The sequence below is a fragment of the Maribacter sp. 2-571 genome, assembly GCF_050589625.1.
Classification (GTDB): domain Bacteria; phylum Bacteroidota; class Bacteroidia; order Flavobacteriales; family Flavobacteriaceae; genus Pelagihabitans.
Genome location: NZ_JBNGOP010000033.1, coordinates 42,622 through 55,893, shown reverse-complemented (window position 1 = coordinate 55,893; position 13,272 = coordinate 42,622). Strand labels below are relative to the sequence as shown.

At 45.6% G+C, this 13,272-nt stretch carries 5 protein-coding genes; all 5 read right to left on the bottom strand.

Going from position 1 to position 13,272, the window contains the following annotated elements:
- Nucleotides 1-201: 201 nt before the first annotated feature.
- The 5 genes from ACRD7P_RS18595 to ACRD7P_RS18575 all read right to left on the bottom strand — a co-directional run bounded on the left by ACRD7P_RS18595 (nt 202) and on the right by ACRD7P_RS18575 (nt 13,090).
- Entirely contained in the window at nt 202-1,092 is an 891-nt protein-coding gene (locus ACRD7P_RS18595; RefSeq protein ID WP_430909220.1) for a GyrI-like domain-containing protein, read from the bottom strand.
- Nucleotides 1,092-2,450, bottom strand: coding sequence for a vanadium-dependent haloperoxidase (locus ACRD7P_RS18590; protein WP_430909219.1), 1,359 nt, complete (start codon nt 2,448-2,450; stop codon nt 1,092-1,094). Before ACRD7P_RS18590 ends, ACRD7P_RS18595 begins: the two co-directional genes overlap by 1 nt.
- Before the next feature lie 518 nt (nt 2,451-2,968).
- Complete coding sequence (locus ACRD7P_RS18585; RefSeq protein WP_430909218.1) at nt 2,969-5,866, bottom strand: Ig-like domain-containing protein; 2,898 nt, start codon at nt 5,864-5,866, stop codon at nt 2,969-2,971.
- A gap of 626 nt (nt 5,867-6,492) precedes the next feature.
- Nucleotides 6,493-9,738 (bottom strand): VCBS repeat-containing protein, encoded by a 3,246-nt coding sequence (locus tag ACRD7P_RS18580; RefSeq protein WP_430909217.1) that lies wholly within the window; start codon nt 9,736-9,738, stop codon nt 6,493-6,495.
- Entirely contained in the window at nt 9,731-13,090 is a 3,360-nt protein-coding gene (locus tag ACRD7P_RS18575; protein ID WP_430909222.1) for a VCBS repeat-containing protein, read from the bottom strand. Before ACRD7P_RS18575 ends, ACRD7P_RS18580 begins: the two co-directional genes overlap by 8 nt.
- Nucleotides 13,091-13,272: the final 182 nt, after the last annotated feature.

Below are 13,272 nucleotides of genomic sequence, written 5' to 3'. Positions count from 1 at the left end.
CGAACATTTCAAATCAAAAAATCAAAGAACGGCTGTAACTTGTATATTTTTAAGGTCTTTACAAAGATTACTATTACGTTAACCGGACACTATTGAGTAAAAAGTGGTGAGTAAAAAGTGGTTCGCTTGAGTTTGAACTTGAACTTTTTTGTCTTTTATCCTTTTTCTTTCAGCGCAGCGGTCTTTTTTTACTCCTAACTCCTATTTAACCGGCATATACACCTCCGCTTCCCACGTAAGCTCCGGGTCGCCCATATTGGGATTGTTGTTGAAAATCTCGAAGGGTTTGCGCTCCAGTGTGATTCCCTTTTTTTCGGCGTATTCCAAAAGGTGGTACCACGCCCGATCCGAGGTAATGTAGTTTCCGTTATACAAGGCCTTTACCGCTTTTCGAGCAGGAATTTTTTTATAAAACAATTCTTGCAAAGGGGGGAGGCTGTCCTTTTCGATGATCGGGTTGCAGAAGTTGTAGGATATGGAATCTTTTTCCATTTGCCAATCGGTAATCTCGACGAACGGATGTCCCTTTGGAACAAGTTTGTTTTGTGCTACGACTCCCGTTAAATAGGAGTAGTTGCGCATCATTCCGCCGGCCTTGCTTTGTTGGCTTCCCTGTAACGCGATACATACGCAAAAAGCAGCAGGCCGTTCCGCTTCCCCGACAATCGCGACCTTAAAAGCTTCCAAATGGTCGGCAAGGATATTCATGGCCTCCAATATGGTTTCTTCGCTGCGTCGTACAAAGGTATTTTTGGTAAAGGGAACGACTAGCTTGTTGTAGAAACTGTTTTGAGGTTCCGTAACGTACACCTTTACTTTGGAAAGTGAATCTTTCATGCGGTCAATGTGCCATCGATAGGTAACCAGCGAATCATTGTGATTTTGTTCGTAGGTGAAGTCCGTAAGACTTTCCTGGCCCAAGAAGGTGCTTTCCGATATGGTAGCGTTCCACTTTTTTAGAGTCTGGTTGATTGTGCCGGGTATAGCCCTGGTCTTGAAGGTGATCAGATAATCATAGGGTTTTAGGAAAAGATACCATCCTAAGCCTGCAAGAAGCAGCAGGCCAATACCCCAGGCAATTTTTTTCCCCATTAGTTTTCGTTTGCCGCTATCGGTTGTTTGGAAGTCATTTGTACTTTGTCCATGATATAGGTACCCAGATTTCTACCTTGTTCAACGCCTACTTCAACAGCGGCCCTGTAATGGATGCCACCATACATGCGACTGATCGCCGCTTCATCGGCGGCCGCCTCGAACGATTCGAAACTACGTACCGGAAGGCCATATGGCACCTCGGTATCATCATCGAATTGAAAACCGTCTCCAAAAATATCCGTCAGCGCAATGGAGGCCGCACCGGATACGACGCTGTGTCCGCTCGTATATTCGGGAAACGGAGGCGTTTGCAATACCGGTTTCCAGTTTTCATCGATATGCTGGTTGATCAGTGTTTCCGGCCGTATTAGGTTGCTGCGGTACTTTTCGTCCCAACAACTGATAAAGGCGTCCGCAATGGCCATGGAGGTCTTGGTATAGGCATATACGGTTTTGTCAAAATCACTATCGGTTTTTTTAGCGGCAATTTTGGTAATCCCGATCCAATGGGCGCCGGGGGTTATCTTTTTTGTAGCGAACATCAAATGTCCTCGGGTAACCGATACATAGGGGTTGCAGTCCCAAAATTGTGCAATTTGAATTTCTTCGGAGGCATCACCATCCTTTTCTATTTTTTTACTGATGTCATATACCTCCTCTAGTTCTTTATAAAAATCAGCGGTTTTTTCCATGGAAAAGGGCGGGGGCGGTACTGGTTTAAACTGCGCTGCAGAATCGATCAAAAAGGGGCGTATTTTGCTCCAATGCGGTTCTATACCCGCCATATAGGCCGGTGGTGTCGGCTGCCACCGTGTTTCGTCTTCCATACGTACCGTAAACTGCGGCATGGTGCGGGTCTGCGCATAATTGTCTTTTTTCATCCATTCCGCAATATGTGCCGCTACCTGTAACCCGTAGGTTTTTGAGGTATTGAAAAGGGAGGCATCCTTAGTCTCCCAAGAGGTATATAGGCTATCCCGAAAGTGCTCCATCTCCTGTTCGGAAAAAATAAGCTGTTTGCTCAATTCCATATGGGCAACGAGTGCAGCCATGGGATAATGGATGGTTTGCTCCACATTAGGTTTGGGTATGGGCGTTAGATCGGTCACCTGTCCCGAGAGCGTGCGGTAGGTGTCGTTTTGTAAAGCGATGATCTCATAGGCCGCAATGTTGGGATAGGCAAAAATACGGCTCGCTACTGGCGGCGAGAAAATATCGTGGATCATTATTTCCGTTACCTTGTCTATGGCGGCATGTAAGGCATCCGGGGAAATGGAAATGGGTTCCTTTTTTTGCGTCTCCTCACAAGACCATACCAACAGCATTCCGCCGAAAAATAATAATACTTTTTTCATTGTCATCGTCATTTTACCATGGCTTTACAGCCCATGGCATTCGTGTAAAATTAACATCAAAAATACGGTTTTTTTTAGTGTTTTTATGTTAATTGGAATCACCACTTTCTACATTGCTTCGGAAAGGTGTCCAACCGTTTTCTTATGTGCCCCATTAATAGAGAGCAATCACTGCTAGCATAGGCAAGGTCACATGTGGCATGGTTATTTAATTTTTGTAAAATCAACCTTTTGGATTACACGATGGTTGGAACTGGGTTCTGTTTGAAGTGAACTCATTTAGACTTTTTTAATTTGCTAAAAAATTGTTCTTTACAGCCCTGTTTTTGCCTTTTTTTCCTCTCGTAGCCCTGCTATGAAACTCAAAAAAGTCTTAACAGGCCTTTAAATCACTAATTTTCGCTTCAATCCAAAAAGTCTAAATGAGTTCAGTAAGAAAGACCGAATACGTCTAATCCGGATTTGTATGTTTTCTAAAGTGGTGAGATATTAAAAGGGTTTAGCCAATTGGAAAAAGTCTAATTGTTTGTAACAGTAACAAAACCGCTGTTGCCACTGGAGCCATTAAAGCTTCCACTTAGTGTATAGTTGTATACTCCAGGACCATAATCATCAGATTCGTTGGTTACTGCCTGACCAGCGTTCGCGGTGACCGAAGTAGAATCCCCATCTATATTGAATGTGACCGAAGAACTGCCACTTCCCCCAAAAGCGGATACCGTGAAAGATGAGCTTTCACAATAAATTGTTATCGTCCCTGATATTGAAGGTAGGTTAGGACTGATAGTTTGATTATTTCCAATTGTAGTGCCACCTTTTTCAACCATTACGGTAGCCGTTGCCTCTCCACCGTTTCCATCGGAAATGGTATAGGTAAAACTGGTATTGGTACAACTGCCGTCGGGCGTATATTCGAAACCGTCATCTGTTCGGCTGATCGATCCTAAAGTTGGATTGGTTTCGCTGATAATAGAAATAGTGTCATTGTCTGGATCATTGTCATTTGATAATACGTTTATGGATGTCACGGTATTACTAAGTACCCTTAATAAATCCCCTTGTGCAATGGGCGCTTGATTGGCGGACGCAACCGTGATTCCGAGCGATCCAAAAACCCCGGATTGGTCGTTGGCCGTGGCCCGTATGTTGGCGTTTCCGGGGGATACCGCCGTAACCAGTCCGGTATCGGCATCTACCGTGGCGATGTTGGTATCGGAGCTGCTCCAAGTAACGCTTTGGTCGGTGGCGTTGCCGGGATCCACATCGGCGGTAAAGGTCTCATTTGTTCCTGCCTGTAATGTTGTTGGCCCATTGACGGTTATGAACGTTACCGGAATCCCGGTGACAGTGATTCCGAGGGATCCGAAAACCCCGGATTGGTCGTTGGCCGTGGCCCGTATGTTGGCGTTTCCGGGGGATACCGCCGTGACCAGTCCGGTGTCGGCATCTACCGTGGCGATGTTGGTATCTGAGCTGCTCCAAGTGACGGTTTGGTCGGTGGCGTTGTCAGGATCCACATCGGCGGTAAAGGTCTCATTTGTCCCTGCCTGTAATGTTGTTGGGCCATTGACGGTTATGAACGTTACCGGAATCCCGGTGATCGTAAAGCTTTTACCGCCCCCGACCCAGTCTCCGGGGTCGGCGCTACCATTCTCCACAATGCCTGTTATATCTACGGTCCCTGGTCCTACGGCCGTCACGAGGCCATTATTGTCTACTGTAGCGATATTGTTATCGGAACTGATCCAGTTGTCTACTGCCGTAGGTGTCGCATCAGCGGGTAAGATGGTGACGGTAATTTGTTCCGTTGCCCCTAAAACAAGAACATCGTTGGGGCTATCAAAAACAACGGAGGTCGCTGGAACATAGCTATCGGTAACGGTAAGTTCCTTGGCGCCGCTCACTTCGGATCCATCGTTGGCTGTAGCCACGATGTTAACGGTGCCTTCCGCTACCGCGGTAACCAATCCGTTCTCATCCACAAGGGCCACTGCAGTATTGGAACTGCTCCAAGTGACGCTTTGGTCGGTGGCGTTGTCTGGGTCGACATCGGCGGTAAAGGTCTCATTTGTTCCTGCCTGCAATGTTGTTGGCCCATTGACGGTTATGAATGTCACGGAAATAACGTTTGTCATTACTTCTATCGAAATGGTGCCCGTTGCATCGTTTCCAACGGTTCCATCATTAATGGTGTATTCAAAGGTCGCCGTTCCCGTAAAATCGGTTGCCGGTGTAAAGGTCAAGGTATTGCCATTTTGTGTTACCGTTCCCGCATTTTCGGGCGCTATTGTCCCCACGGAAACTACCGATAACACATCGTTTTCGGGATCGATATCGTTTAAGGTAGGGTCAAGTTGGCTCGCGGTATTGGTATCGGTTGTCCTTTCATCGTTGACTGCGGTCGGGGCCTCATTAACGGCATTGTCGGCAACGTTTATGATACGGATTTCAATTGCTGTATTTCCCGCGTTATCGCTTACACTATACCGTACTTCATAGGTTCCCTCTGTACTTGTATCCACTTCGGTAGCGTCGATCGTAATGGAAGTGGTAAGGTCGCCATCCACTTCGTCCACAGCGGTTGCACCCAATTCTTGATAAGGGCCATTTAACGCAATGTTCTGAGGGTTAGCTCCATTCAATTCGAGCTCGGGAGCAAGTTCATCCGTTACTTCGGCAAGCACTTCAAAGGTAACTTCGACCGTGGTTTCCTGCCCATTGTTATCCCGGACTACAAAGGAGAGTATGGTCTCCCCTAGCGCACTAGGGGTAAAATTGAGCGTGTAGCTTCCAGGAACGATGGCTTCGAATTCGTTTTGTGGTATCGCGCTACCTTCTTCCGATGTTAGCGTGCCTTCCCCAGAAATAATGGTGTAGCGGTATTCATAAACCAGTTCTGGAGCGGTATTTTCTGTATTCAACACCACGGTAATTGCGGTGGGTTCATTCACGGCCACTTGAACGGCGGTACCCGAAGCCGTCCAGGTAATGGGGATTTCCGACAACGTATAGGTCAGTTCCGAACTAACGGAAAAACCAAAACTGTCCGTAACGGTAATGACAACTTGCTGTTCTCCTTCCGATGTTCCCATAAAATCGAGCGATAGGGAAAGATTGTCCAATGGTAGCCCCGTATTGGGAGGGAGGATTTCACCGTCCGGTTTCAAAAAAACGCCTTCGCCCGACTCCAAGCGATACGAAAAACTGTAGGTATAGTCTTCCATGATTTCTTCGGGTACCACGGTAAAGCCCGAAGCAAGCGGTTGGTTGATAAAACCTTCATCATCATATTGCGTCAGCACTTCAAATTCAACCTCGGTAAAAAGGGTCACGTTTTTTGTGCAGGAATAGATTAGACAAAAGGCAAACAACACTTTTAATAGGCTAATGTTGGTTTCTTTCGCGAAAGGTTTCATAAATCGGAATCAGTTTGGTCGGGACCATTGTATGTTGCAATGCATCCGTTCGGGGTCAATACCCCCAGTATTACGGTTCTTATTTTAATAACATGGCCAAGATGATATTTCATGCATACAGAACAGTCAAAAGCTTTGAAGCTTTTGTTCGAATACATTCGAGGACTTTTCGTTGCTCAAAACGAGGTCTCGACTGCGGTCGACCGGACATGCATAGTATACCTCAGCTTCTTCTTATTTAACTACTCACCTTGCCTATCTTCTGTCAACGGGAAAATCCTAACTTTATTGAATGTTCCGCTGTATTTGTGCTATTTCAAAGTTAAAATGGTATTATTCTTGTAATATTATTGCCGCCTTTTAATCCCTTCTTGATATTTGGTTTCCACTGACGGCATTGTATCCTTGACGAAATGTTCGATTGTGCAGGACCTTCATAAAACGGGTTTGAGGACGCGCTTCGACAAGCTCGGCGTGACAGTAGTATTTATTATTGGCATTTTTACCAAACAAAAAGGACAATGCTCATTTCAATAGGTGTTTACGGTGTATGTTATCTCGGAGGGATTTAAATATAACCCCTTCTATTTTCCATAAAGGGATAGGGAATCGAATCGCGTCGGTTTTTAACGGATTTGATACACTTCCGCTTTTTGGTTATTTATGGTCACCAAAAGATACGATTTATCTTGGAACGATATGATATTCAAGTCTCGGACTGCCTTATGGGAGAGTTCCAACCCCAGCATATCTCCAAGAACAATGTTTTGGTCCGTTTTGATCAGGGCCCCAGGAAAGGAATCGAACCTACCGTGATAGGGTTTTACCCCAAAGTAATTTCCCGCTGTCAATACTTCGGTTTTTCCATCGCCATCAAAATCATACTCCGCAAAAGCCGTCAGCGGAGCTATTTGCAAGGTTTTTGGAAACGGTATAAAAGAGAATGTTCCCCCTTCGTTTTTCAGATAGCCCGATCGTAATTGGTGTACTTCCAATACCTCGGTTTTTTCAAGTTCTTCCGAAGTGAATAGGGCATCGATCGTTTTTCCCGCAAAGTCCTTGTTCCGGAGAAACCGTTTCTTGAGAAAAATGAGTTGGGAAGCAAGGCCGCCCAAGGTCTCGATGGGGTAATACCCCCCGTTCTTATTGATTGCGGTAATGGTTTCGGTTTGGCCGTTATCGTCCAAATCGCCATAATATAAATGCAACGGTCGCTTTTCGGAAGCCTTGAACTTGGTGTTTTCCCCCCAATTGCCGAGCAAATAGTCCGTGTCCCCATCGCCGTCAATATCATAGGGTTGTATGGCCTGCCATAGGCCGTTCAAACGGTCGATGCCAACATCGGTCTTTTTTAGCCTACCATTTGTATTTTTAAAAAAAACGGGGGCCATCCATTCCCCCACTACGATCAGGTCTATTTGACCATCGCCGTTAAAATCGTTCCAAATAGCGTCGGTTACCATCCCAACGGTATTCAATTCGGGTTGTTCGGTCAAACGTAGAACACCCTTGTCGTTCTCCAATAGCGCGGAGTAAGGGGTGCTGCCAAAATCGTTGGTCATTGCCTGGTTCCCTACAAAAAGATCCATATCCCCATCGCCATCAAAATCGTAGGGTGCTACTACGGAGGCGTTTTGAAAGGTTTCGGGTAAAGGGGCCTTTTGGTAGCTGCTATCGGTCGCACTATAATAACTGTCCAAAAGCGGTGCCATTTGGTCGAAAAAATCCCCACCACCGGAACCTATATAGAGGTCATTTTTGCCGTTACCGTTGATATCGACAATGGCCGCGGCAACATCTTCCTTCACCGAATCCTTGGCAATCTCGTCAATGCGTAAGGGCACAAAAGCACTGTCGGTCTGTACGAATATCCTGGAAGCCGCAAACTTGCTGCCACCAAAGAATACGTCTGTTTTTCCGTCGGAATTCAAATCACCGATAGCCGTGGCCGGCCCACGATCGGAAACCTGATACGGAATCAGTTTTTGTCTGTTGAAATCGGTGTAACGGTCCTCACGGTGTTCAAAAGATATCCCAATATTGTCCGGTACTTTCTTGAAAAGTTCCTGATTTTTGATGCGTTGTGCCGGATACTCATAGGCAATGGTGTTTTCGGGTACCAACGTTAGCGTTTGGTCCGTTTGGATGTCCGTTAAGGTTTGGGTAGTGCCATTTGGCCATACGATCCGTAGGGAGTCTATTTTTGCGGTTTTTCCATAACCGAAATGGATGATGGGTTCCGAAGAGGATTGAAACCCTCTGGCGGTATAGAGTTCTTTATACTGTAAAGTTTTGTTGTGATAGGAATAAACTTTGGTACCGATACCGAGTTGGTTTCCTTTGTCGTATTTGAATTTCAGCTTAAGGTAATGCGCCGTATCGTCCGTTTTGTTCACATACAATGAAGCCGGGCTGTTCAAGTTGTTGACCACAAGGTCCAGGTCGCCATCGTTATCGAGATCCCCCCAAGCCGTGGCCCCGGAAATCAAGGAATCTTTTACCGTCCAATCTCCCGAACGATTTTCGAATTGCATTGGATTGCCGCCTTGAAATATATAGTTGTATATTTTTCCATCGGGCATCAAGTCTAGCGCCTCTTGGTCCACAAGTTTGGTGTCGTTTATTTTTTGTTTGATTTTTTCATCGGACACGAAATTGATGTAATCCAAATCGTTGGGACGTTTGGGAATGCCATTCGAGATAAAAAGATCTTGCTCGCCATCCTGATCATAGTCGGCAAAAAGGGCGCTCCAGCTCCAATCCGTTGCTGCAATACCGCTCATTAAGGCCGTTTCAAGATAGGGATGCCCCTTTCTGTTCATATGGAGCATGTTTCTTGAAAATTGATAGTGATAGCCATAACGGTCTACCCGAAGCTGTTGGGTCTGTAGGTCGCCATCTCCATCCGAGGCCTTTAAGACCGATTCTTTTTCGGGAAGCATATCCAACGAAATCAGGTCGGGCCAGCCATCGTGATCGATATCGGCCGCATCGTTCCCCATGGAGAACCGTGAGGTATGTCCAAAATACTTGCGCAATTTGTCGCTAAAGGTTCCATCGCCGTTATTGATGTAGTAGTAATCGTCCTCATGAAAGTCGTTGCCGACATAGATGTCAGGGTGGCCGTCTTGGTTAAAGTCGGCGACCGACACTCCCAGCCCGTAACCCGTAATGCCTCCAAAAATCCCCGCCTGTTCGCTAACATCCGTAAAGGTGTCGCCGTCATTGCGCAACAATTTGTCACCGGATTGTTCGTTGCGTTGCAATCGCAGATCGGCCTTTCCAAAAGATTCCTGGGTATGTACGGCATGGTTCAGCAGATAGATGTCCAAATCCCCATCGCCGTCATAATCCAAAAAAGCCGCCGAGGAACTATAGGAGTCGAAATCGAGCCCATACGCACGGGCACTTTCGGTAAAGGTGGTATCCCCATTGTTGATAAACAGTTCGTTGTATCCGTTAAAACCATTGATGCCCACAACGGCACAAACATAAATATCCAATAGCCCGTCGCCGTTGACATCGCCCATTACGGCACCGGTATTCCAATCACTTCTACCGGTCACCCCGGCTTTTTCGGTGATGTCCTCAAAGGTCATATCGCCCTTGTTCAGATACAGTTTGTTCTTGACCCTATTGCCGGACAGGTAAATGTCGGGCAAGCCGTCCGTATTGATGTCCCCTATGGCTACGCCGCCACCATTATAGAAATAGAGGTAATCCAGAATGTTCAGGGCGTCCGAATCGTTCAAAGCGTTTTCAAAATGAATTCCCGTCTCTTTTGGAGTTGGATTTTTGAAAAGACTACCTTCTTTCTGGCTACAACTGCATACCAAGGTAATGGCTATCAAAAAAGCGAAGTGCTTACTCATGCAATGCAAAAATTTTAGGTTTGCTATCATTGATGGCGGCAAAAAGGAAGCGGGTTCCCTTATTATCCCTGAACTCCTTTAAGTGTTTGACCTCTTCTCGGATGAAAAAACCACTTTTGGAATAGCCCTGCCATTCAAAGTTCAATTGGCCATCCCCTAACAGCACATTGCCATAACTGGCATCCAAGCGGGAATACTGGGGTTTGAATTCAAAATCGTTCCCTGCCATGATCAGATCGATGTTGCCGTCGCCGTTCACATCCGAACAACTGATGCCGCATACGCAGGAGAGCTGTACCCTGCTCGGTAGGGTTTTAATGGTGAATTTTCCGTTTCCTTCGTTGATGGCAATGATGGATTCCGAAATTGAAACGGTCTTTACGATGGCATTGGCGACCACATTCTCGGGGAACAATTGAGAAATGGATCTTTTTGCGTAATCGGAAGCTTTTAAGTTTTGCTTTTTTAGGGTGACGAGTTGACTAGTGAGCTCCTGTTTCTGATGTATGGGAAAATCTTCCTTGTTGGCGTATTGGGTTACAATTTGTTCCAAACTACCGTTGTTATCAAAATCGTTGACCCACATTTTCATGGGATTTTCGGTAGAGGGTCTATAGTGTAAATTACTGCCTTGGTTGCCTATAATAAGGTCTTGATCACCGTCATTGTCGAGATCTGCCGTTGCTACGGTATTCCACCATCCGTTCAGGCTATCCAAAGCGGAAACGAATGGTTGTAACCTTCTTCCATTATTTTTGAAGACCTGCGGTGTTCCCCAGTCCGATACCGTTACCAGATCTTTTATGGCATCCCCGTCGATATCGGTCCAAATGGCATCGGTGATCATCCCAGCGGTTTTAGTATCATAGGCCAACCTTTCGGTAGCGTCCACAAAACTTCCATCCCCTTTATTTTCCAAAAACAAATGATCGGGGTCGGCCCCGTAGGTGCCCACAATACTGCGTGAGCCGACAAAAACATCGATATCCCCATCATCATCAAAGTCATGGGGAGCGATTATGGCAATGTTCCTGAAGGTGGAGGGTAGTTTGCTTTCCGATGGTGTAAAGTTTCCGGTTCCATCGTTTAGGTAAAGGCGTACCCGATATTTTTTTTCATCACCGACCTGATTGCCGCCACTGCCTACCATCAGGTCTTGATCGCCATCGCCATCCACGTCCAAGAACGCTGCTGCGGTATCTTCAAAATAGGCATCTTCAACAAATATCGGTTGAGGGACATTTGCCACTTTTCCCTTTCCCTTATGGCGGTATAGGGAACCGGGCTGTCCTTTGGCACCACCTACGAACACGTCCTCGTTGCCGTCCTTATCGACATCGCCAACGGCCAGGGCAGGCCCTTCCTGTGAGAGTTGTTTGTAGATCAGGCCTTCATAATCAAAATCGTTGTAATTGTTTTCTTCGTGGCTTAAAAGCGTGCTATTGGGGAGTACATTGAATAGGGTAGGGGCCGCTTTCTCTTTTTTGTACAAAAAGATATCCACGGCATCCGTTTGTTTCATTTCAAGGGTCTGATTTGCCGGTACATTCGTCAACAGTTGGGTTTTGGAGTCCGGCCAGATAATTCTCACCGAATCGAGCTGTTCGGTTTCGCCCAGCCCCAAGGTCATGGTATATTCCATAGAGGATTGAAATCCTCTGGAGGGCACCAGTTCCTGTAGCAGTTGGTTGTTGCCATAATAGGCCCTTACGGTCGTTCCTATGGCAAAGCTGTTTTTATCGGAGCCCTGAAGCCGCAGTTTGAGATACTTGTTTTTGGTAAGTTCCCTGGCATTGTTGCGGTATACGAAAGACTCCATATTTACATTGTTCACCACTAGGTCCAGATCCCCGTCATTGTCCAAATCGCCATAAGCGGCACCATTGGAAAGGCTTGGAATGGCCAGTCCCCAATCGGCACCGGTGTTGGAAAAGGTAATGTCCCCATTGTTTTTATAGGTATAGTTGGGTTGTGGTCGTATGGGCATTTTGTTGAGTATGGAGTCGATGGACTCCTTTTTTCCGGTCAACGCCATTTTTTGGATAATCTCATTGGCAAAAAAGTCTATAAAATCCAAATCGGTCAGATCGTGGTTGACCCCGTTGGTTACATAAATGTCCCGTAGTCCGTCGTTATCCATGTCGAACAACAGTCCGGCCCAACTCCAATCGGTAGCATCGACACCACTGAAATAGGCGACTTCGGAAAAGGAGCCGTTTCCGTTGTTGAGCTGTAGGGTGTTCTGGATGTATTGTTGGTAAAAATCCTTGCTCTGTTTTAGTTTGAAGGTATTATAACCGTCGAAGGTCATTACCGATTTTACCCGTTCGTCCGGTTCCGGGAGCATGTCGGTGATAAAAATATCGGCATTTCCGTCGTTGTTAATGTCGGCCATATCGATACCCATGGCGGAGAGACTTAAGTGCGAGGTCCATTGTTTAATTTCCTCGCTAAAGGTGCCGTCCCGTTGGTTGATATAAAGATAATCGCGTTCATAAAAGTCGTTGGACACATAAATATCGGGGTATCCATCTTGATTTACATCGCTGACGAGTACACCCAGTCCAAACCCGATCAAACTACCATAGATGCCGGCTTCCTCGCTTACATCTATAAATTTACCATCGTCGTTGCGCAATAGCATATCTCCCACCCCTTTGAAAATAGTAGGTACGCCTTCCCAGTCCTGCGCCCGAACGTTCCGTTGTTCGGCAAAACCAAGGCTACTTACCGGTATGTTGCTGTTGTTTAAAATATAGGCGTCCAAGTCACCGTCCTTATCGTAATCAAAGAAAGAGGCATGTGTAGAAAAGCCGGTCTTGGCAAGATTGTATTCTTCGGATTTTTCGGAAAAAGTCAAATCACCATTGTTGATGTAGAGATCGTTGTCGTGGTTGTCGCCTTTCATGTTACCGGCATTGCTCACGTAGATGTCAAGAAAACCATCGGCATTGATGTCCACCATGGTCACACCGGTAGACCACGGTTTATTCCCCTGTATACCCGCTTTTTCGGAAATATCTTCAAATTGAAAATTCCCTTTGTTTAAATAGAGTTTGTTAGGTTCCATATTGCCGGTCAGATAAATGTCGGCAAGCCCATCGTTATTGATGTCCCCTATGGCTACTCCACCACCATTATAAAAGTTGCGGTATTTGAAAATATTAAAGTTTTTCTGATTTTCTACTTTGTTTACAAAAGTTACTCCAGTTGTATCCGAGGGAAGTAGTGTAAACATTTTTAAGGTATTCGATACATCGGTACTAGAGTCTTTTTTTTCATTTGTACAGGAATGAAACAAAAGGAACAATGAAAACAAAAAACCAAGTTTTTTTAAGATGACATTGCACATAAATGATAGCATGATTTTATAAGATTTGTATAATGGTATATCGTATGATGAAGTTTAAGCTTTGCTTGGATATGTTCTTTTTTGATTTCGTAGCCTTGGGTAAAGTTATTCAAAAGAATTATTGATAAAATTAATTCATGAAATGCGTTCTTCCTATCCTTTGCTCTGAAATTTAATCCCTG